We start from the raw sequence: 21,841 nt of genomic DNA, 5'->3' as shown, positions 1-21,841 counted from the left end.
GATGGCTCGTACACGTATCGCGCTCGGTGGCTCCGCACTCGTGACCGCCGCCGCCCTGGCGGCGGGCCTCACCGGCTGCGGCGCCGCCGACATGACCCGCCAGTCCTCCCCGTACGCCGACGCGAAGGGCTCCCGTACGGTCACGCTCTCCGTGCAGTCGTGGGTGGGCGCGCAGGCCAACGTCGCCGTCGCGCAGTACCTCCTGGAGCACGAGCTCGGCTACCGGGTGGACACCGTACAGATCGACGAGGTACCCGCCTGGGACGCGCTCAGCCAGGGCCGGGTGGACGCCATCCTGGAGGACTGGGGCCACCCGGAGCAGGAGAAGCGGTACATCGACGACAAGGGCACGATCAGGCGCGGCGGCGATCTCGGGGTGACCGGCCACATCGGCTGGTTCGTGCCCACGTACTTCGCCGAACGGCACCCCGACGTCACCGACTGGAAGAACCTGAACAAGTACGCCGACGAGTTCCGCACCGCGGAGAGCGGCGGCAAGGGCCAGCTCCTCGACGGCTCCCCGTCGTACGTGACGAACGACAAGGCGCTGGTGGACAACCTGGACCTCGACTACCAGGTCGTGTTCGCGGGCTCGGAGGCGGCGCAGATCACGCAGATCAAGCAGTTCGCCAAGGAGAAGAAGCCCTTCCTCAGCTACTGGTACAAGCCCCAGTGGCTGTTCGAGAAGGTCCCGATGACGGAGGTGAAGCTGCCCGCCCACCAGGAGGGCTGTGACGCCGACCCGGAGAAGGTGGCCTGCGCCTACCCGCACACGCCCCTGCAGAAGTTCCTCAACGCCCGCTTCGCGGACGGCGGAGGCGACGCGGCCGCGTTCCTGAAGAAGTTCCGCTGGACGACCGACATGCAGAACGACGTCGCCCTGATGATCGCGGACCAGAAGCTGTCGCCGCGGGAGGCGGCGGGCCGCTGGGTGAAGGAGAACGAGGCCACCTGGCGGACGTGGCTCCCGTCCTGACGGGGAGCGGCGGGCCGGACGCGAGCGCCGGCCCGCCGCCCGCCCTCATCCCCGGACCCGGGGTTCCGGCGAGGCGCGCCGCCCTCGGGCGTACCGGCGGCCGAGGGGCTCGGCGCTCAGGCCGTGCAGCACGATGCTGACCATGACGGTGATCACCATCACCCGCGAGATGAAGTCACCGCCTCCGGCGGCGGGCAGTTCGATCGCGGCGAGGAGCCCGAAGACCACCGAGGCCACTCCTCTGGGCCCCATCCAGCCCAGGAACAGCCGGTCGGTCAGGGACAGATCCGTACCGACGAGGGCGAGCATCACGGGCACCAGGCGTACCAGGGTGCAGGCGAGGACGGCGTAGAGGATGACCGACAGGTGGAAACCGTCCCAGAACTCGTCGCTGACCAACTGGCCGAAGAGGAACCACAGGGCGAGCGTCGTCAGGGTGACCAGATCGTCCGTCATCCGCACGGTGCCCTCGGGGAGATGACGCATCGCCGGGGCGACGCAGACACCGGCGACGAACGAGGCGACGAAGCCGTTCCCGCCCAGGAAGACGGACAGGGAGTACGCGGCGAGGGGCACGCTCAGCACCGCGAGCCTCGCCGCGGCGGGCAGCGTCCAGCCCTTCGCCCAGGACCGGCGCAGCAGCCATCCGGCCAGACAGCCGACGAGCGATCCTGCCCCGACGGCCCAGCCCGCCGCGCCGACCGCGTCGAGGAGTGCCTCGGCGTAGTCGGAGCCCACCGCGCGGTACTCGGCGGCGGCGGCGACGCAGATCAGGAACACCGGTGAGACGACGCCGTCGCTGAGGCCGCCCTCGACGTTGAGCACCTCGCGGAGGCGCGCCGGGACGCGTTCGTCCCGCACGAGGGCCGCGGCGGGCGCCAGATCGAGGGGGACGACGACCGAAGCCAGGGTCGCGAGGACCCATCCGGGCCGGTCGGGGAAGAAGGCGAGCGCGGTCAGGAAGGCGGCGCCCAGGGTCAGGGGCAGCGCGACGCCCAGGAGACGGGCGACGACGTTCCTCTCCCGTCGGATGGCTCCCGCCGGAACCTCGGTCGCGTCCACGAAGAGCAGCAGGGCGAGGACGACCTCCACGGCACGTTCGAAGCCCGCCAGGTCGCCGAAGTCGAAGACGAGCGGCGGGTCCGATCCGCTGGTGAGGGCGATGCCCGCCACCATCATGGCGATCGGCGCGGTGATGCTCCACAGCGCGAGCCGGCGCGACAGGACGCACCAGGTGAACAGAATGCCCGCGATGACGGTGACGGCAAGCAAGACATCCGCGCTTTCGGGGAGGCTCGGTCCCGGCGGGTTCGTCCCGGCGTTGCAGCGTACGGCGGATGCCGCGCCGTCCCGCGACAGCACGCCGACGGCGTCCCTCCTGGGGCGGTGTCCACCAGGTGACCGCCCACCGCTCAGACGGAGGGTTCCCTCTCCTGCCCGGGTCCCGGGACGGCGCCGGTGCCGAACGCGCGGCGGTAGGCGGCGGGCGAGACCCCGAAGGCCGTCCGCATGTGCGCGCGCAGGGAGTTCCCGGAGCCGAGGCCGGCACGGTGGGCGACGAGGTCGATCGGAAGGTCGGTCGTCTCCAGGAGCTGCCTGGCCAGTTCGAGCCGTTGGGCCGTCAGCCACTGCACCGGGGTCACCCCGACCTCGTCGCGGAACCGCCGCGTGAAGGACCGCAGGCTCATCCGGGCGTGCTCGGCGAGCCGGGCCAGGGTGATCGGCTCGTCGAGGTGCTCCAGGGCCCAGGCGCGGGTGGCGGTGGTGCTGGCCAGGGTGGGCTCCGGCACGGGCCGGTCGATGAACTGGGCCTGCCCGCCGTCCCGCCAGGGAGGCACCACACACATCCGGGCGGCCCGGTTGGCGACCGAGGCCCCGTGGTCGCGGCGGATCATGTGCAGGCACAGGTCGACCCCGGCGGCCACGCCCGCGGAGGTCAGCACATCGCCGTCGTCGACGAAGAGCACGTCCTCGTCCACCTTGACCCGGGGGTAGGCGCGGCGGAACTCCGGGGCCAGGTTCCAGTGGGTGGTGGCCGGCCGGCCGTCGAGGAGCCCGGCGGCGGCGAGCACGTACGACCCGGTGCAGATGGACACCAGCCGGGTGCCGGGCCGGATGCCGTCGATGGCCGCGGCGACCTCGGGCGGCAGCGGGCCGCCACGGCCGAGCTCGGGCATGGCGTGCGTGGGCGGGAGGACCACGGTGTCGGCGGCGGCGAGGGCCTCGGGTCCGGCAGCGGGCTGAACGGTGAACCCGGCGTCGCTGAGGACCGGGGCACCGTCGGCCGTGCAGATCGTGACCTCGTACAAGGGAAGGCCGTCGGCGTCCTGGGCGCTGCCGAAGACCCGGGAGGGGATGCCGAGCTCGAACGGGGGCACCCCGGGCAGCGCGAGGACGGCGACCCGGTGCGGTGGCGCCGGCGTCCCTCCCCGCGTGGTCCCCCTCGTCTGATCTGCGTTTCTGCCCATGGCCAGATCCTGTCACATACTGGCCAAACGGCCAACACCACGCGGGAGCGCGGTATCGGATCGTGGACGCATCGCCGCCGGAACGGTCCGGCGGCGCACCGATCGAGACGGAACGAGGCGGACAGCATGCGTGCGGTGGTCGTGGAGCAGTGGGGCGGACCCGAGAACCTGGTCGAGCGCGAGGTGGAGCGCCCCGAGCCCGGCCTGGGCGAGGTCCTGGTGCGGGTCCACGCGGCCGGAGTGAACCCCGTGGACTGGAAGACCCGGGCCGGCGGGGGCCTCATCGAGTGGGGCGCCGTCCCGGCCGTCGGGTGGGACGTGTCCGGCACGGTGGAGGCCGTGGGCCCCGGTGTGGGGATCCTCCGTCCGGGCGACGAGGTCTTCGGCATGCCGCTCTTCCCCCGGCAGGCGGGCGGATACGCCGAGTACGTGGTGGCCCCGGCGCGGCACCTCGCCCCCAAGCCCGCCTCCCTGACCCACGTGGAGGCCGCGGCGCTGCCGCTGGCGGCGCTCACCGCCTGGCAGGCCCTCGTCGACGCGGCGGACGTCCGCCCCGGGGAGCGGGTCCTCGTGCACGCGGCGGCCGGCGGGGTGGGGCACCTCGCCGTGCAGATCGCCAAGGCCCGTGGGGCCTACGTCATCGGGACGGCGAGCGCGGGCAAGCACGACCTGGTGCGCGCGCTGGGCGCGGACGAGGTGGTCGACTACCGCGCGACCCCCTTCGAGGACGTCGTCTCCGACGTGGACGTCGTCCTGGACGGCATCGGGGGAGAGACGGCGGAGCGCTCCCTGAAGGTGCTCCGTGACGGGGGCCGGCTGATCACCCTGCCGGGCCCGGACGACGTCCCCGCCGCGCGGGACGGGGTACGGGCGGCCTGGGTCCTGGTGGAGCCCGACCACCTCGGCCTGCGCGAGATCGCGGCCCTGGTGGAGCAGGGGCGGCTGAGGCCGGTGGTCGAGGTCGTCGTGCCGCTCGCCGAGGCGGCGAAGGCCCACACGATCGGCGAAGAGGGCCGCACCACGGGCAAGATCGTCCTGTCGGTCGTCTGAGCGAGGGGCGGGTGCGTCCTGTCCGAGCCGCGGGCGGGATCGTCCTGGCGGCGGTCCGGTCCATGGGCGGGATCGTCCTGGCGGCGGTCAGGTCCATGGGCGGGATCGTCCTGGCCGTGGGCCGAGCCGCGGGGCCGCAGTGCAGAATGATCTTCGCTACGTCCCCACGCGGAAGGCTCTCCGATGAAACTGCCCGCCTCCGGCCGTCGTGTCCTCGTCAGCGGTGCCTCCCGGGGTCTGGGGCGGGCCGTCGCCCAGGCCTTCGCCGCCAACGGCGACCGGGTCGCCGTCCACTTCGGCTCGCGCGCCGAGGAGGCCCGCGTCACCCTGGACTCCCTCGACGGAACGGGCCACGCCCTCGTCGGAGGTGACCTCGCGGACCCGGCGGGCGCGGTGGCCGTGGCCGGCGCGGCGGCCGAGGCGCTCGGCGGGATCGACGTACTCGTCAACAACGCCGCGGTGAACCTGCGCCACCCGCTCCCCGAGACCCCGTACGAGGAGTGGGTGGCGGTCTGGCAGCGGCACGTGTCCGTGAACCTGCTCGCCACCGCGAACCTGAGCCATCTCGCGGCCCGGCGGATGATCGACCAGGGTGCGGGCGGCCGCATCGTGAACATCGGCTCGCGCGGCGCCTTCCGCGGCGAACCCGACCACCCGGCCTACGGTGCCACCAAGGCCGCCGTCCACGCGCTCGGCCAGTCGCTCGCCGTCTCCCTCGCCCCGTACGGGATCGCCGTCGCCTCGGTGGCGCCCGGATTCTTCGCCACGGAGCGGGTCTCGTCCCGCCTGGAGGGGGCCGAGGGGGCCGCGATCCGCGCCCAGAGCCCGTTCGGCCGGGTGGCCGAGCCCGCCGAGATCGCGGCGGCCGCCCTGTGGCTCGCGTCTCCCGCCGCGGAATGGTCGTCCGGGACGATCCTCGACCTCAACGGAGCGTCGCACCTCCGTAGTTGACCTTGGTGGTCTCCGATGGTGCCGGCCGGGACATGTCCCGGCCGGCACTTCTTTGTCGTGCGATATCAGCGGAATGAAACGATTGCCAGACCTTGGTGACGATCTCCGCAAGGGGATCTTGACTGCCTGCCGGGGGTGAAGTTACGTTGAAGATACAGTTAAGTGATTAAAGAAAATGCAAGGCAGAATTCGGGGAGATTTTCAGTGGTCGTGATCGAGAAATGCGTCGAACTTCAAAGCATGAAGCGAATGCTGAATGAGTGCGCGATAAACGGCAGAACAGTTGCCCTCGTGACAGGCCCGGGCGGTGTCGGTAAAACAACACTCCTGTCCAGCTTCTCCGGATACGCGAAGAGCGTCGGCGCCCTGGTCCTGAGCGCGTCGGGGGCACGCTCCGGGCAGGTCCATTCCTTAGGCGTACTGTCGCAGTTATTCCGCTCCACCGAGCTGAGCGCCGAGCAGGGGGAGCGGTTGGAGCGTCTCCTGGCTCCTCAGGAGCGGAGTTCCCAAGACTTCTCGCTGAGCGCCTGCGCGGTGGATGACCTGACCGAGCTTCTCCTCGAAGCCGCTGGTGGGCAACCTCTGGTGTTGGCTGTCGATGACACGCAGTACGCGGACCCGGCCAGTCTGCAAGCGCTCCTTCTGATACTGCGCCGACTCGCGTCGAGTCCCGTCGTCGCCGTGTTCACCGAGTGGCGGGTATTCAGCTCCAAGCCTCCGCTTGTACTGGCCGAGTTCATCAAACAGCCGTACTTCCACCTCCTGAACATGCAGCCGCTCTCGCTCGAAGGCGTCGCCGACTGGCTACGGCAGCGACGTCTGGGCGAGGCGAGCGCGGAATGTCTCGCCCCTTCCTTCCTGGCGGCGACAGGCGGCAGCCCGCTGCTTCTGAAAGCGCTTTTCCAGGATCAGTGTCGCGGGTTCTACGAGCGTGAGCCCGGAGACGTCGATTCGGTTTCCGCGATGGACGCGGCGCTCAAAGGGGATCATTTCAAGGTCGCGGTCGAGGCCTGTCTGCATCGCTGGGATCCGCAATTGCTCGATGTGGCGCGCGGCCTGGCCGTCCTCGGTGCTCCGGCGTCGGCCGACGTGCTGGCGCGGCTGCTCGACAGCGAGCAGCGGACGGTCGTGGAGGCGTTGAACGCCCTTGCGGGCACGGGACTGCTCCGCTCCGGATGGTTCAGCCACCAGGCCGCCCGGGCCGCCGCGTTGAGCGGCCTCGACGGTGAGGCGCTCGCCGCACTCCACGAGCGCACCGCACTGCTCTTGCACTCCGACGGGGCGGTGCCGTCCGAGGTCGCCGAACGCCTGGTCGCCGCGGGAGGCATCGCGGAGAACTGGTCCGTCGACGTCCTCCGCAACGCGGCCTGGCAAGCACTGAGGGAGGGAAGCCCGAGCCGCGCGGCCGAGTTTCTGGAGGTCGCCCGTCACGCCTGCGGCGACGCCCGGGAGCGGGCCGAGGTCATGGGGGCGCTGGCGCGGGTCCTGTGGCTGACCAAGCCGACAGCGGTCACCTCTCTGCTGGCGCCGCTGCACTCCCTGCTCCAGGAGGGGAGTCTGGCCACTCGGGACATCGTGGCGCTCAGCACCTTCCTCGCCTGGCAGGGCCGCGCCGAGGAGGCCGCCCTGGCGCTCGAACAGGTCGACACGAAGGAGGACGAGCGCGACCTGACCGGTGCCGCCGAACTGGCGCTCGCGCGTCAGTGGATTCGATGGGTGGTGCCTTTCCAGGGAACGGACGGCGTGGAGGACACCTCCACGACGCACCGCACCGGGGAGACAGCCGCGTGCGAGTCGTGGAGCGACCTCGTCAAGAGTGCCGAACAGGTCCTGCAGTGCTGCAGGATCGCCGACGCCCTGCCGGTCACCGTGCTCTCCGCCCTGCTCGTCCTCACCTTCGACGACAAGCTGGACGATGCCCAGGGCTGGTGCGAGACGCTCAGGCCGGAGGCCGAAGCCCTTCAGGCCGTGGCCTGGGTGGCCATGCTCGCGGCCGTCCAGGGGCTGGTGGCGGTACGCAGGGGAGACCTGGTCGACGCCGAGCGGCACTCCCGCCGCGCCTTGGCCGTGATGCCTGAGCACAACTGGGGTGCGGCCCTCGGCCTGCCGCTGTCCTGTCTCGTCCACGCCACCACGGCCATGGGCAGGACGGACGAGGCGCAGACGCTCGTCAGGGAGGCGCGTCCCGAGGCGCGTCGAAATCCGTTCTGGCTGCACTTCCTTCATGCCCGTGGGCGTTTCTACATCGAGAACAACCGTCCGTACGCGGCCCTGGCGGACTTCCAGACCTGCGGCCGCCTTCTCTCCGGAACCGTTCTCGACCACGCGAACTTCATCCCATGGCGCACCGACCTGGCGGAGGCGTGGTTGCGCCTCGACGACGCACGCAGCGCCGAAGCCCTCCTTGAGGAGCAACTGACACGGGCGTACGTCGACAACAAGCGCGTGCGCGGCCGCACCCTGCGGATCATGGCCGCGACGCTCAAGCAGCCGGCCCGGGCTTCCACGCTGAGGGACGCGGTGAAGGTGCTCCTCGATTCCGGGGACCGGCTCGAACTGGCCCTCGCACTCGCCGATTCGAGCGACGCCGAACTCGAGTGCGGCCATGTCGCCGAGTTCAGACTCATCTCTCATCAGGCGAAGCGGATGGCCAAGACGTGCGGCGCCGAGCCGCTCTACTGGAGGCTGCAGAATTCCGGCGACGCGGAGGAACCGGGCGAGACTCCCACCCTGCGGAAGACCATCCACCGGTTCGCGCTGCTCAGTGAGGCCGAGCGCAAGGTCGCGGCTCTGGCGGCACAGGGGCGGAGCAACCGCGAGATAAGCCAGACCCTCTTCATCACGGTGAGCACGGTGGAGCAGCACCTCACCAAGACGTACCGGAAGCTCGGAGTGAGCAGTCGCTTCGGCCTGCCCGTCGAACTGGGTCTGGTGGGCTCGGCGGACCACTGAACCGCTCCACGCCCGGTCGAGACCACGACTGCTCCCTACCACCCCGAGCGCCGTCCCTCGGGGTGGCAGGGGGGTGGTACGGGGCGGGGTGTGCGGGCCGCTGCATGCCTGGTGAGGGGCGCTGTCGCCGCGCGGGGGCGGCCGGTTACGTTGAGGTTCGAATTGCCGAGACGCTATTGAGGAGGGTCGGGCGGCGGATGCGCCGGCTGACCGCGCAGAGACGGGGTTCTTCGCCGATGTCCGTAGCCGAGGATCGGGACCAGTGGTTCCGCCGATACGAACCTGCGTCGCCGGGCACGGCCACGTTGCTCTGCCTGCCGCACGCGGGCGGTGCGGCGTCACAGTTCCTTCCCCTGGCCCGGCGACTGGCTCCCGCCGTGGACGTGGTCTGCGTGCAGTATCCGGGCCGTCAGGACCGACGGAAGGAGACGCCGATCGACGACGTGCGCACCCTGGCGGACCGGATCTGCGATCTGCTGGCGCCGACCCCGGAGCAGCGGATCGTCATCCTGGGGCACAGCATGGGCTCGGTCGTCGGCTTCGAACTGGCCCTGCGGATCGAACGGTCGGCCCCGGGCGCACTGCTCGGCCTGATCGCGTCCGGCCGTCGGGCCCCGGTGATCCACCGGGACGAGAACGTGCACCTGCGCGGAGACGACGACATCATCGCGGAGATCCGCGCACTGAGCGGCACCGATCCGAGTCTGCTGGCCGACGACGAACTGATGCGCATGGTCCTGCCGGCGCTGCGGGCCGACTATCGGGCGGTCGAGACCTACCGCTACCGGGAGGGCGACCGGCTCAGTGCCCCGATCGGCGTGTTCGTCGGCGACAGCGACCCCCGGGTGAGCTCCGACGACGGCGGTGCCTGGGAGCGGCTCACCGACGGCGGCTTCTCGATGCGCACGTTCCCCGGCGGGCACTTCTACCTGAACGACCAGCAGGCCGCGGTGGCTTCGGAGGTCAGCGACCGCATCGCCGCTTTCCGGGACCGGTCGCGTGTGTCCTGATCACTGAGCCGCGGACGGAGGAGATCGGGCGAGGGCCTCGTCCGGTCGCTCGCCGACGTGTCCGCGCGTTCGGGAGAGATCCAAGGATGACCAAGGGAAAGTAAAGAAAGGGTAGGTAGGGGAAGTTGGGGGCTTGCTGCTCCATGCCTGGTCAGAGGCCGTCGCGACGCGGCGCGCTGGGGTAGGAGCTCCGCCACGATAGGGGGTCGGTCAGGGGTGGGTCCGCACTTGATCGCCGGTACGTTGAAGCGCGATGGCAGGGAGTTTTCATACAGGTCAACCGAACGAAGGAAAAGCCTTGACTGAAACGATTTCCGGTCGGCAAATCGAGATTGCCTGGCCCGACCTGGGCATCACGGTGACCGCGGAACTCGACGGCCGCAACGCCGAACTCGCCGACGCGCTGTGGGAGGCTCTGCCCTATCAGAGTCTGCAGGGACACGCGCTCGTGGCGGGCGAGCATCTCTATCACGCGGCACCGATTCCGTCGCTGCTCCACTTAGCCGCGGACACTCGGATAGCGGATCGACGCGAGGCGCCCGATGGGACCGTATTCTGCTCCGGTCTCCAGCATTTGGGCATCAAATACGGAACACTGACCGAGCCCATGCCGGCGACCCCGGTCGGCCGGATCCGGCAGGAGGACATTCCCGCACTCCTTGAGGCCGGGCAGGCGATCTGGGATTCGGTCTATTCGACGAAGAAGCCGATCCTGGTGGAGGTCCGCAGGGCGGGCACCGAAGGCGGCCACCGCATTCCGAAACTGGTCGCCGCGGATCCCGACGCGAGCCGTCTCATCGACGACGTGCACGCCGCGACCGAGAAGGCCTGGCTCGCCGAACCGCAGGAACTCGCCGACCTCCACGCGGGGTTGATCCGTTCCGGGGCCGGAAGCTTCGAGACGGTGCTGCCCACGCTGCTGTTCGTCAACGGTGAGACCCGCCCGCTGGGGTACGCCACCTACGGTGGTCTCGTCCGCGGCGCGGTCCAGGGCATGCCGATGGACTCACTGCGTCACATGACGCGCCTCCTGGTCGGTGTTCCGGCCGAGTTCCTGGGCTACTGCGGCCTGGAGCAGCTGTGGGGCTTCACCCAGCGCTTCCTGAACCGCCTCGACCAGCTCGACCGCGAGGACTTCCTGAGCGTGGCCGGCCAACTGGCCCTCTACATCAACTGCCTCGGCGGCTGGAACCTGCACCTGTACCCGTGGGAGGCCGGAGACCACCTGCGCCAGCTGCGCCCCGATGAACCGGTCCTCCAGCCGTGAGCCGACTCCCCGAACGCGCGGACGCCGTCGTCATCGGCGGCGGGGTCATCGGCACCTCGATCGCGTGCCGGCTCGCCGAGTCGGGCGTCGACACCGTCCTGCTGGAGCGTGGCGCGCTCGGATCGGGAGCGTCCGGGACCACCGCGGGCGTGGTGCGGACCTACTTTCCCGGCAACCCGCTCATCAGCAGCCTCGCCGTGCGGAGCCTGGCGGGCTACGAAGCCCTTGCCGAACAGACCGGAACCGGCCTCGGCCTGGAGCGCATCGGCCTCCTCGTGCTGTTCTCCGACGAGGAACAGGTGAAGGAGTTCCGGCAGACCCAGGACGCCCAGCGGGCAGCGGGCGTGGATGTCGAGCTGGTGACCGCTGCCGAGGCGGCACGGCTCAACCCCCTGATCGACGAGCGAACCGTCCTGGCGGCGGCCTGGTCGCCCGAGGCCTACGCCTGCGACCCCGCCGCCATCGTGCGCGGTTTCGCCACAGCGGCCCGGCAGGCGGGCGCCGTGCTGCACACGGACACGCCCGTCACCGGCATCGACCCGGACGGGCGGATCCACACGCCTGCGGGAAGCATCCGCGCCGAGGCCGTCGTCTGCGCGGCGGGCCCCTGGGCGGGAACGGTCGCCGCCATGGCCGACGTGACCCTTCCGGTGACCACGTACCCCGTCGACATGCTCCTGACCGACACCCCCGGCAGCGCACCGCAGAACGCTCTGCCGATGACCATGCACCCGTCCAGCCTGCGGATCCGCAGCTGGGGGGACCGCATTCTGGTGGGGATGGGCCGCCCCGCTCCGGACGAGACCCGACAGGACTGGCTGCGACGGGTGTCGCACCACCTGGGCACGACCTTCCCGAGCCTCGCCGGCCGCCCCATCGACAGCGGGTGGAGCGGGAACCTCGACGTCAGTCCGGACGGGATGGCCTTCATCGGCCGCGACCCCTCCCGCCGGTTCTTCTACGCCGCCGGATTCTCCGGCCAGGGACTGTGCCAGGCGCCCGCCGCCGGAGAGATCGTCCGCGACCTCGTGCTCGACAAGGAGTCCTGGATCGACACGTCGGGTCTCTCCACCGCCCGCCACCTCGGTGGTACGGCCGGGACGGGCTGAGAGAGGAGCCACGGCCGGGCGCCCGCCGTGAGGCCGTGGACACGCGTGGGACGTCGTCGCGGCGCCGGGTGATCCGGCGCCGCGGCCCTGCGCGAGGCGCCGTTCGGCGAGACCCGCGACCGTGTCGACACAGGTCGCCGGGGTTCTGTTCAACCATCTCGAGAGGAAGATTTCCATGGTCGAGCACACGGGCGGAGAGTTCGTCCGGGAGATGATGCGGTGGCACTTCAGCCCGGAGACCGGGTCGCCGTTCTGGCTGGAACGAGCCGGGGGCCTCGACTTCGACCCCCTGACCGACGTCCGGGACTTCGACGATCTCAGCCGCTTCCCCAACGTGGTGGACGAGCTGCGCGACGTCGGCGTGCGCGAGCTGATCCCCCGTGGCTACGGTGACAAGCACGAGGCGGCCGTCTACGAGAGCGGCGGAACGACGGGGCGGCCCAAGGCGGTTCCGTACAGCGCCGAGTGGCATCGGCGCAGCGTCGAGTGGTTCAGCGAGCGACTGGACGCCCACGGCGTGCCCCGGAACGTCGACTGGCTCAGCGCGGTCCCCACCGGACCGCACAACGTCGGTGCCATGGCGGTCGACACCGCGATGCTCCGCGGCGGGCTGAACTTCAGCATCGATCTGGACCCGCGATGGGTGAAGAAGCTGATCTCGGACGGCCGGGCGGACGTCGCCGACGCCTACACCGATCACCTCATCGAACAGGTCGGCCACCTTCTGGCCGGCCAGGACGTGGGGGTCCTCTTCGCCACCCCGCCGCTCCTGGAGCGCCTTTCGCAGCACGACGACCTCGTCGAACTGGTGAACCGCAAGGTGCGCGCGATCATCTGGGGCGGTACGCACCTGGACGCCGACACCCGGGATCTCCTCCGTGACGAGGTGTTCGGAGGCGTCACGATGGTCGGCGGGTACGGCGGCACGATGATGCTGGGCACCTCGGTGGAGCGCCCGGGTCTCCGCGACGACGAGCCCTGCGTGTTCGACTCCTTCGCGCCGTACACCACGTTCCGGGTGATCGACCCCGGCACCGGCCAGGTCGTCCCGTACGGGGAGCGCGGGCAGATCGTCGTGCACCACATGAGCCGAAGCGCCCTGCTGGTCAACAACATCGAGCGGGACTACGCGACGCGGATCGCCCCGGTGGACGGCGGCTTCGGCGATGCCGTCGCGGACGTCGCACCGGTCGCGTCCTTCGGCGACACGGCCGTGGTCGAGGGCGTGTACTGATGCTGTCCCTGGACGTTCTCGGCCCCGGCGGCCCCTACCGGTCCCGGCGCCAGGAGACCCTCGGAGACTTCTCCGGACACCAGGTCGCCACACTGAGCCTCGCACCCTCGCTGTACGTCACCCGCGCGATGAAGGCCCTGCGCCGCGCGCCGGCGCTGCCCTTCGACGCGCGGATCGAGGCCTTCGCACGGGCCGGCCGGGCCTTCGCGACGCAGACGATCGCGGGACTCACGCCGCAGGAGTACCAGCACACCGTCAGCACGGTCACCGGGATGCCGATCACGGTGGTGCGCCAGGCCACCGAAGAGATCGCACAGGGCGCCGAGCGGATCCGCCACAGCGTGGAGAACGCGCGGCCGGCCGGTGCGGTCGACTCGTGGCGCGATCCGCGGGCCCGGGACGGCGCTGCGGTGTGGACCCGGCGCGGTGAGGTGTTCGCCGTGCACGCGGCGGGCAACCATCCGGCGGTGCACCAGGGCTGGTTCGACGCACTCGCGCTCGGCTACCGCGTGGCCGTGCGCCCTTCCCGCCGGGAGCCCTTCACCCCGTACCGGCTGATCACGGCCCTGCGGGAGGCCGGGTTCGGCGACGAGGGCATCGTGCTGCTGCCCACCGACCACAACGTGGCCGGCGACATCCTCCGCCACGCCGACCTCGGAATGGTGTACGGCGGCGCGGACGTCGTGGCCAAGTACGCGGGCGACCGACGTGTTCTGCCGCAGGGCCCCGGCCGCTCCAAGGTGCTCATCACCGCCGAGACCGACTGGGAACCGATCGTCGACACCCTCGTGGAGTCGATCAGCGGCGGCGGGGGAGTCGGCTGCGTCAACGCCACCGGGATCCTCGTCGAGGGCGACCCCTCTCCCGTGGCCGCGGCGATCGCCGAACGCCTCGCCGCGCTGCCGAGCCTGCCCGCGACGGACGAACGAGCCGTCCTGCCCGTGCAGCCCATCGGCCTCGCCCGTCGGTGGGACGGCCATCTGCGGCACCGGGCGGCGGGCACCAAGGCGTGGCTCGGCGGGGACGGGATCATCGACGACCTCGGCGACGGTGCGGCGGTGCTCCGGCCGGCGGTGCACCAGCTCGACAGCCCGTTCGCCGAACAACTCGGGATGGAACTCGGCTTCCCCTGCGCGTGGGTCGCCCCCTGGGACCGCGAAGCCGGGATCCGGCCGCTGCGCGACACCCTCGTCCTCACCGCCGTCACCACCGACGCCGACCTGATCGACGAGCTGGTGGCCGAGCCGACCATCGCCAATGTCTACGTCGGTGACCATCCGACACCCTGGATGGCGCACGGACTGCCGCACGACGGCTACCTCGCCGAGTTCCTCATGCGCACCAAGACGATTCGACGCTGACAAGCCGACAGCCGACGGCCGAGGGGGCGGTGCCGAGCACCGCCCCCTCGGCCGTCCAGGTCACCGCTGGTCCGTCAGATGCGACGTGTCGTTGAGCAGTCGTACCGACACGCCCCCGTCCCGGGCATAGGACACCGCCGACAGCGAGGCGGCCGACAGCTCCATCCGGAACAGCGTCGCCGGTGGCGCGCCCAGCGCCAGCCGGAGCAGCGTCCGCAACACCCCGACATGGGAGACGACCAGCACCGTCTGCCCCTCGTACCGTGCCAGGAGCCGGTCCCGCGCGCGCGTGGCCCGGCGCGCGACCGAGGCGAACGTCTCCCCGGTCCCGCCCGGCACCGCCTTCGGAGAGGCGAGCCACGCCGCCATCTCGTCCGGATGGCGCTCGCGCGCCTCGGCGAACGTCAGTCCCTCCCAGGCGCCGAAATCCGCCTCGGTGAGCCCCTCGTCGACGTGGACCTCCAGGCCCAGCCGACGAGCCGCCGCCTCGGCCGTCTGGCGGGCCCGGCGCAGCGGTGACGACACCACGGCCTGCACCGGACCGCGTGCGACGAGCACCCTCGCGGCGGCCTCGGCCTGCCGCAGCCCGGTCTCCGACAGCGCCGGATCCGAGCCGCCACTGCCGGATATCCGTCTCTCCGGTGTCAATGCCGTCTCACCGTGACGGAGCAGCACAAGGGTCGTGGAGCTGATCGGGTGTCCCCTTTCGAGCACGGCCGCCGTCGCCGGCGGCCGTGTGCCGGAGTGTGCGGTTCAGCGCAGCGCGGCGATGACCGGCGCGAAATTCTCCATGTTGTATTCCATGATCGTGAAGTACGTGAAGCCGTAGCGTTCACGCCGTTCCTTGATCTGCTGCGCCATGTCCTCGGGGGTTCCGACCAGGACGCTGGGCACCTCGTCGGGGCTGTGCTCGGCGTCGGGCGGCACCGGCGCGAACCGGTCGGGCAACGCGGCGCGGTCGGAGGGCGGAATCACCTGCTGTATCAGGAGATTGAGCTCCACGGAGTCGGCGCGGTCACCGAGCAGGCCGCGCACGTAGGTGATGCGTTCGTCCATCTGCGTGCTTCCGGCCAGGTGGAGCGCGTCACCGGTGGCGTCGGCCCAGCCGCCCGGGAAGGCGATGATGTCGGCGTGCGTGGCGGCCACGCGCAGCAGCCGGTCGCCCCAGCCCGCGATCAGCAGGGGCGGGCCGGACGGCTGGGCCGGACGCGGCTGGTATGCGGGGTCGTCGAACAGGCCGCGCAGCGTGGTGACCGTCCGCTCCAGCTGTTCGACCCGCTTCCCCCCGCTGGGGAACGGAATCTCCGCGGCGTCGAACTCGGCCTTCACATATCCTGCGCCGAGCCCGAGTTCCAGACGCCCGTCGATGAACCGGTCGGTGCTCGCCACATCACGCGCGAGAAGAGCGGCGTTGTAGAACGGCGTGTTCAACACGAATGTGGTCAGCCGTATTCGTTCGGTCGCCTCGGCCGCGAGCACCAATGACGGGAACGGGGCGGGGAATCCGAGATGGTCGGCCACTCCGACGACGTCGAATCCGAGTTCCTCCGCCCTGCGGCACTTCGCTCGCCACTCGTGCAGCGAACCGGGGACGAACATGTTGACGCCGAAGCGTAAGGGGAGTTGGGAAGCCATTATGTCTGTGTACCACACGTCGATTCTGTCGTCATCCTGCTCCGGAGGGAGTGGGGATGGACACCCCTGGGAAGACTTCCCGCGCCAAGAACGTCTTCAAGTGCCCTGCGCTGAGGACAGGTTGGCCGGTATGCGCCAGGACTCCCCTGCTTCGCTCTAGACTTCGGTCAGTGTTTGGTAAAGCCAGGTACGGCTCGCGGGGGGAGCCCCGCACAAAACGATTGGGTAGCCAGTGCTTCTGAAGACGTTCGGCTGGTCGTTCGCGGTGACCGCGCTCGGCCTCGTCGCGGCGGTGTTATACGGCGGATGGGCGGCCTTCGGGATCGTGGCGATCCTGTCCATCCTCGAGATCTCGGTGTCCTTCGACAACGCTGTGGTCAACGCCGGGATCCTGAAGAAGATGAATGCCTTCTGGCAGAAGATCTTCCTCACCATCGGTGTGCTCATCGCCGTCTTCGGCATGAGGCTGGTCTTCCCCGTCGTGATCGTGGCGATCAGTGCCAAGATCGGCCCCATCGAGGCCGTCGACCTCGCGATCAACGACGCCGAGCGGTACGAGCAGCTCGTCACCGACGCCCACCCGTCGATCGCGGCCTTCGGCGGGATGTTCCTGCTGATGATCTTCCTCGAGTTCATCTTCGAGGACCGTGACATCAAGTGGCTCGGCTGGCTCGAGCGCCCGCTGGCCAAGCTCGGCAAGATCGACATGCTGTCGGTCTGCATCGCCCTGGTCGTCCTGGCCATCAGCGCCATGACCTTCGCGACCCAGGCCCACCAGCACGGCGGCCTGCACGTCGACAAGGCGGCGACGGTCCTGCTCTCGGGCGTCTTCGGCCTCATCACGTACCTCGTCGTCGGCGGCCTCTCCGGCTACTTCGAGAACAAGCTGGAGGAGGAAGAGGAGCGCGAGCACGAGGCCGAGGAGGAGGCCAGGAGGAGCGGCAAGAAGGTCCCGGCGGTCGTCATGGCCGGCAAGGCCGCCTTCTTCATGTTCCTCTACCTGGAGGTCCTGGACGCGTCCTTCTCCTTCGACGGCGTCATCGCCGCCTTCGCGATCACCAACGACATCGTCCTGATGTCGCTCGGACTCGGTATCGGCGCGATGTACGTCCGTTCGCTGACGGTCTACCTGGTCCGTCAGGGCACGCTCGACGACTACGTCTACCTGGAGCACGGCGCGCACTACGCGATCGGCGCGCTGGCCGTGATCCTCATGGTCTCCATCCGCTACCAGATCCCCGAGGTGGTCACCGGTCTCATCGGTGTCATCCTGATCGCCTGGTCCTTCTGGTCCTCCGTCCGCCGCAACCGCAGGCTGGCGGCGGAGGACGGAGAGCGAGCGGGATCCACCGAGAAGGCAGAGGTCCCCTCCGGCGTCTGAGTCGGACCGCCGGCGCGCGCCACGGGCGCGCGCCGGCCAGGATCACACGGCGCGGCTCTCAGCCGGCGGCGGTGAGGGTCTCGTACGCCTCGTCGTCGAGTCGCAGCAGCGCGGAGCCGACGTTCTCCTCCAGATGCGCGGTGCTGGACGTGCCCGGGATCGGAAGCATCACCGGGGAGCGGCGCAGCAGCCAGGCGAGGGCGAGCTGCGCGGGGCTCGCGTCGTGCACCCGGGACGCGGCGTCCAGTGGCCCACCGGGGCGGGCGAGCTCGCCCGTGGCGATCGGGAACCAGGGGATGAACGCGATGTTCTCGGCCTCGGCGTAGTCGAGTACGTCCTCGGCCGACCGGTTCGCGAGGTTGTAGAGGTTCTGCACGGAGACGATGTCCACGTGCGTGCGGGCCTCTTCGAGCTGCTCGACCGTCACCTCGGACAGTCCGAGGTGACGGATCTTGCCCTCCTGCTGGAGCTCGGCCAGCGCGCCGAGCTGCTCGGCCAGTGGGACCTCGGGGTCGATCCGGTGCAACTGGTACAGGTCGACGCGTTCGAGTCCGAGGTGCCGCAGGCTCAGCTCCAGCCGCTCGCGCAGGCACTCGGGCCGGCCGTCGGGCCGCCAGTCGTCCGGACCCGGACGTGCCACCCCGCCCTTGGTGGCGATGACCAGGTCATCGGCGTAGGGATGCAGCGCCTTGTGTATCAGCCGCTCGTTGACGCTCGGGCCGTAGGCGTCCGCCGTGTCGATGAACGTGACGCCCAGCTCGACCGCGCGGCGTAAGACCCGGACGGCCTCGTCCGGATCGCGGGGTTCGCCCCAGACGCCCGGCCCGGTCAGTTGCATGGCGCCGTAACCGAGACGGTTCACGGGGAGGTCGCCGCCCAGGGCGAAGGTGCCGGAGGCGTCGGCCGGACGGGTGGTGGACTGCGTACTCACATTCGATCCTTGGAAGTCACGTACCGAAAGGGACACTGGCCACAGGTGCCCCACGGGTACGCAGGTGCCCCAGCGACCCCACCGAGGATGCCCCATCACCCAGGCATCGGAAAGAGGGCACATTCCGGTCTCGGACAAGCCCTTTGCCGGACAGGCCGCCCGCGGCAGGGGACTACACAGCCTCGTCACGCATGAAGGAGGGCCGGGCCGTGAGCTGTTGCTCCGTCCACGCCAGACGCTCCTCCAAGGGCGGGCGAAGAGGGGCGGGGGCGACGGACAGAAGACCGGTCAGGAGCTTCCGGCAGCGCACGAGCACCATCGGCATGGAGGGCGCGATGACGAGGATGTCATCGAGACCGATCCGCAGCAGACCCTCCCACCCGGGCACGGGCAGGATCACCCGCACCGTCCCGGAGGCGTCGGCGATCGCACGGGACTCCTGCCCGATCGGTCCTGCGGCGGCATGGCGGAGCAGGTCCTCGACGGCGTCCAGGGCCTGCACGGCGGTGGCCGGGTCGTTGATCGCCGGGGACAGCGCGCGCAGCCCGATGTCGGACAGCAGTCGGAAGGCGAGCGCGGGGTCCTGGTGGAAGGTGCGCTCGGGACCGGCGACGACCGCCTTCAGGACCTCGGCCTCCGCGACAGTGCCGTGGTGGACGTCGGCCACCGGGTCACCGTCGTAGAGGACGTCTCCCACCTCCACCCGCAGGACGACGGTCGCGTTCCCTCGTTGCGCCGCGGCCACCAGCGGCCCCAGGTTGAACTGCTCGACCAGGACGGACGTACCCCGCCAGAGGACCGACGCGGTGACGGACCCGGGCAGCGGCACCGCCCCCGGTGCGGAGTCCCGGGCGCCCGCCGTCTCGCCCGGCGGACAGTAGACGTCGAGGACGTGGAGACCGCGGTCGCGGAGTTCGTCGAGGACGTGGGAGAGCTGGATCGAGCGCAGCGCGACGAGCTGGAGGCGACGGACGAGCACGAACGCCACGGCGGCCATGACCAGGGCGGCGACTGGTACGGCCACGGACACCGTTTCGCGCGAGCCGATGGCCAGGACCGCGGTGACGGAATAGACCAGCACGCCGATGACGAAGGCGAACACGCGCCACACCAGCGGGTCGGAGCGGAACAGGGCGAGGCGATGGCTGAAGTTGCCCGCGGCCCACTGCACGACGAGGAACATCAGCGAGAAGATCAGGGCGGTGACGCTGAGGACGCCCACCCCGAGCACGTTCAGCACGGCCACGACGCGGTCCCCGGCCACCCGGGAGCCGCCGTCGATCGCCGGGAGCAGGATGCCGAGCACCACCGCCACGCCGACGGCCACCGCGTGCGTGATGCCGGCGCGCAGGGCCCGCCGCGGGCGGACGACACGTTCGGCCGAGTGCCCCGCGCCCACCGTGGTCATGGGCGGCTCAGACACGGCGGGGTCCGACCGCGTGCTCCCGCGAGCAGCGGCGGATCGTATGAGCCGGCATCGCCACCTCCCCGTCTCGACGTCGTGACCCACTCTGCGGGGCTTCCCCCGGGCGTGCCCGTGCTGTCGTACGAACGGATGACCCGACGAGGACGGGGGAGGCCCACCGGCCGGCAGCGGCGTGCGGGACGGACGGTGCCGGAAGCATCCGGTGGAGCCCGGCCGTCCCAGGCGGCTACGGCTCGGCCCGGACGAGACGGCCGCGGGTGCCGAGTTCCAGGGTGACGGCCGTGGCGACGGCCTGGACCAGGAGCATCGCGACGACCACGGGCAGTACGGCCGCCGCGATCGGGACCGCCGTCCACGGCCAGGCGCGACCGGGCGCGGGGACGACGCGGCGGCCGGCGGTGCGCACCGCCACCGCGTACATCGGCAGCAGGAAGCAGAGCAGGAGCGGCAGCACGCGCCAACCCCAACCTCGCGACGGCTCCGCGCCCGCCGTCGGGCTCAGTGCTCGCAGAGCGAGAATTCTCGTTCGTAGAGCTGCTCGTTGTGCTCGTCGACGAAGAACTTGCGTTCCCGCATGAGCTGTTCGCGGAAGTCCTTGGCCTGGTCGAGCGTCATGGTCGAGGTGTCGGACCACGGCTGCTGCGGCGGTACGTCGGAGGTCGAGACGATCTTCTCCGACGGGTCGACCAGGAAGAACGCGAGGATCTTGCGATGTCCCGCCCGGGTGGGATCCGTGAGGCGGAACGAGCCGACGCGGTGCTGCAGGACGTTCGGGAACGCCAGGCAGCGGCCCGCCGGGGTCGAGGCCGAACCGAGTATCTGGTTCAGCGCGTCCTCGTCCTCCAGCCCGTACACGTCACGCATGCCGTTGTCGTCGTTCTGTTCGTACTCCGGGTCGTAGAGTGCCGCCCGGAAGCTCAGCCGGCTCTCGGTGATGTTCTCGCTGTCCCAGTAGTAGATGCCGGTCGAGACGATCCGCTCGTTCAGCATCCCTTCGACATGCCAGGAGCCGCCGGAGTACTCGGGCTTCTCCGGGGTGAGATGAATGGTGGCGAGCTTGACGATGACCTGGAGACCACGGCCGCGCAGGTCGACCCGGGAGGATGCGTCGGGCACCTCGGGCGCGGTGAAGGCCGGGGCGTCCGGGACGACCGGGCGGCGGTTCTCCCACCACTCGTCCTCTTCCTTCCCCCATGCGCGGAAGGCCTCGGCGTAGGCCGCGTCATCGCTGAAGGAGGACTTGTCCGGACGCTCCGGCGCCGGGCCGTACCAACCCCACGGATCGGTCTCGATCCGCACGGGCCGCGGATGGCGCAGATCGGTGAGCACGTTCTCCAGCAGCGGACGCATCCGCGCGAACAGGTCCGGCAGGACCGCGGCCAGTTCGCGATGGGCCTCGGGGTGCACGTTGTTGACGTACGAACGGAAGGTGACATCGCCGTCGGCATCGACGTCGACGTCCGTGGGCAACCACTGGAACTTCTCCGAGAACTCGTACTTCGAGTACTGGTTCGTCGGGTTCTTCCAGGCCCGCTCGTGTGCCCCGCTCACATCCTTCACCAGGCAGAACAGCGAGGGATGCACCAGATCCAGGACCTGGCCGTCGGATCCGGGGTGCCAGTCCTTGTCCGCCTCGGGGACCTGCTCCAGAACCTGGACCGCCTCGCTCAGCCGGGCCTTGAGCTTGTCGTCGATCAGCGTGTCCGACTGCCAGACCCCGTCGACGGCCGACACCTCGACACCGGTGTGCGGGTCGCGCAGTGCGGCGTAGTGCGCGAGTTCGGCGAGCACGTAGCGAACCTGCGCTTCGGTGAGCCCCTGGTCGATCGCCTCCCGCGTCCACCTGGCGACGACGTCGGCGTCGTTCCTCTTGTCGAACCACTCCGGCTTCGCCCGAATGTGGGAGCTGCACCGCATCATCTCCATCTCCCGCAGCGTTCGCGGTGTCGCGAACGGTAGGGAACGAGACGAGTGAAAGGGCAGCGGGAAGGCAGACAGGCCGGTCAATTCTCTGGGTCCTCCGAGTCGGTGTGCGGTGGCGGGAAGCCTACTTGAGCGGACTGACAGAGCGGTCCCGGTCCCTTCCGGCC

17 protein-coding genes and 1 pseudogene are annotated in these 21,841 nt (G+C 70.3%); 10 read left to right on the top strand and 8 right to left on the bottom strand.

What is annotated here, in order from left to right; translation table 11 throughout:
- Nucleotide 1: 1 nt before the first annotated feature.
- Nucleotides 2-976: an ABC transporter substrate-binding protein gene (locus ACIP8Z_RS07915; protein WP_402080128.1), complete on the top strand. Its 975-nt coding sequence runs from the start codon at nt 2-4 to the stop codon at nt 974-976.
- Between the two features lie 45 nt (nt 977-1,021).
- Here the strand turns inward: ACIP8Z_RS07915 and ACIP8Z_RS07910 are convergent, their stop codons facing one another.
- Both ACIP8Z_RS07910 and ACIP8Z_RS07905 read right to left on the bottom strand, forming a co-directional pair.
- Nucleotides 1,022-2,248, bottom strand: a complete 1,227-nt coding sequence (locus ACIP8Z_RS07910) for a cation:proton antiporter (RefSeq protein ID WP_402080126.1) — start codon at nt 2,246-2,248, stop codon at nt 1,022-1,024.
- Between the two features lie 140 nt (nt 2,249-2,388).
- Nucleotides 2,389-3,444 carry a GlxA family transcriptional regulator gene (locus ACIP8Z_RS07905; protein WP_402080124.1) on the bottom strand — a complete coding sequence of 352 codons (1,056 nt, stop codon included), beginning with the start codon at nt 3,442-3,444 and terminating at the stop codon, nt 2,389-2,391.
- 126 nt (nt 3,445-3,570) lie between these two features.
- On the opposite strand from ACIP8Z_RS07905, the gene ACIP8Z_RS07900 reads away from it, so the two are divergent.
- From ACIP8Z_RS07900 to ACIP8Z_RS07865, 8 genes are all read left to right on the top strand, one after another.
- Nucleotides 3,571-4,494 (top strand): NADP-dependent oxidoreductase, encoded by a 924-nt coding sequence (locus tag ACIP8Z_RS07900; protein ID WP_402080121.1) that lies wholly within the window; start codon nt 3,571-3,573, stop codon nt 4,492-4,494.
- Nucleotides 4,495-4,677: 183 nt separating this feature from the next.
- Complete coding sequence (locus tag ACIP8Z_RS07895) at nt 4,678-5,445, top strand: SDR family NAD(P)-dependent oxidoreductase (protein WP_402080119.1); 768 nt, start codon at nt 4,678-4,680, stop codon at nt 5,443-5,445.
- A 204-nt stretch (nt 5,446-5,649) separates the two neighbouring features.
- A complete protein-coding gene (locus tag ACIP8Z_RS07890; RefSeq protein WP_402080116.1) occupies nt 5,650-8,397 on the top strand; it encodes an AAA family ATPase in 2,748 nt (915 codons plus the stop codon).
- Nucleotides 8,398-8,633: 236 nt separating this feature from the next.
- Complete coding sequence (locus ACIP8Z_RS07885; RefSeq protein ID WP_402080824.1) at nt 8,634-9,407, top strand: thioesterase II family protein; 774 nt, start codon at nt 8,634-8,636, stop codon at nt 9,405-9,407.
- Between the two features lie 298 nt (nt 9,408-9,705).
- Nucleotides 9,706-10,674: a hypothetical protein gene (locus tag ACIP8Z_RS07880; RefSeq protein WP_402080114.1), complete on the top strand. Its 969-nt coding sequence runs from the start codon at nt 9,706-9,708 to the stop codon at nt 10,672-10,674.
- A complete protein-coding gene (locus ACIP8Z_RS07875; RefSeq protein WP_402080111.1) occupies nt 10,671-11,783 on the top strand; it encodes an NAD(P)/FAD-dependent oxidoreductase in 1,113 nt (370 codons plus the stop codon). Before ACIP8Z_RS07880 ends, ACIP8Z_RS07875 begins: the two co-directional genes overlap by 4 nt.
- 175 nt (nt 11,784-11,958) lie before the next feature.
- Nucleotides 11,959-13,017, top strand: coding sequence for an AMP-binding protein (locus ACIP8Z_RS07870; RefSeq protein ID WP_402080109.1), 1,059 nt, complete (start codon nt 11,959-11,961; stop codon nt 13,015-13,017).
- On the top strand, nt 13,017-14,378 hold the full coding sequence (locus ACIP8Z_RS07865) for an aldehyde dehydrogenase family protein (protein WP_402080107.1): 1,362 nt from the start codon (nt 13,017-13,019) through the stop codon (nt 14,376-14,378). Before ACIP8Z_RS07870 ends, ACIP8Z_RS07865 begins: the two co-directional genes overlap by 1 nt.
- A gap of 60 nt (nt 14,379-14,438) precedes the next feature.
- Here ACIP8Z_RS07865 and ACIP8Z_RS07860 read toward each other — a convergent pair.
- Nucleotides 14,439-15,128, bottom strand: a pseudogene (locus ACIP8Z_RS07860) (histidine phosphatase family protein); the annotation flags it as partial.
- Between the two features lie 3 nt (nt 15,129-15,131).
- Nucleotides 15,132-16,013 (bottom strand): LLM class F420-dependent oxidoreductase, encoded by an 882-nt coding sequence (locus ACIP8Z_RS07855; protein WP_402080821.1) that lies wholly within the window; start codon nt 16,011-16,013, stop codon nt 15,132-15,134.
- Between the two features lie 232 nt (nt 16,014-16,245).
- On the opposite strand from ACIP8Z_RS07855, the gene ACIP8Z_RS07850 reads away from it, so the two are divergent.
- The gene (locus tag ACIP8Z_RS07850) at nt 16,246-17,394 is read left to right on the top strand and encodes a DUF475 domain-containing protein (protein ID WP_402080104.1); all 1,149 of its coding nucleotides are present in this window, start codon (nt 16,246-16,248) and stop codon (nt 17,392-17,394) included.
- A gap of 58 nt (nt 17,395-17,452) precedes the next feature.
- Here ACIP8Z_RS07850 and ACIP8Z_RS07845 read toward each other — a convergent pair whose 3' ends face one another.
- The 4 genes from ACIP8Z_RS07845 to ACIP8Z_RS07830 form a co-directional block, all read right to left on the bottom strand.
- Nucleotides 17,453-18,325: an aldo/keto reductase gene (locus tag ACIP8Z_RS07845; RefSeq protein WP_402080102.1), complete on the bottom strand. Its 873-nt coding sequence runs from the start codon at nt 18,323-18,325 to the stop codon at nt 17,453-17,455.
- Nucleotides 18,326-18,497: 172 nt separating this feature from the next.
- Nucleotides 18,498-19,748 carry a DUF2254 family protein gene (locus ACIP8Z_RS07840; protein WP_402080099.1) on the bottom strand — a complete coding sequence of 417 codons (1,251 nt, stop codon included), beginning with the start codon at nt 19,746-19,748 and terminating at the stop codon, nt 18,498-18,500.
- A gap of 229 nt (nt 19,749-19,977) precedes the next feature.
- A complete protein-coding gene (locus tag ACIP8Z_RS07835; RefSeq protein WP_402080096.1) occupies nt 19,978-20,205 on the bottom strand; it encodes a hypothetical protein in 228 nt (75 codons plus the stop codon).
- 44 nt (nt 20,206-20,249) lie between these two features.
- The gene (locus ACIP8Z_RS07830; RefSeq protein ID WP_402080094.1) at nt 20,250-21,758 is read right to left on the bottom strand and encodes a DUF4246 domain-containing protein; all 1,509 of its coding nucleotides are present in this window, start codon (nt 21,756-21,758) and stop codon (nt 20,250-20,252) included.
- Between the last annotated feature and the right edge of the window lie 83 nt (nt 21,759-21,841).

Origin of the sequence: Streptomyces sp. NPDC088553, from assembly GCF_044752965.1 — a bacterium.
Taxonomy (GTDB): Bacteria; Actinomycetota; Actinomycetes; order Streptomycetales; family Streptomycetaceae; genus Streptomyces.
This window is presented reverse-complemented; position numbering and strand designations above follow the sequence as displayed.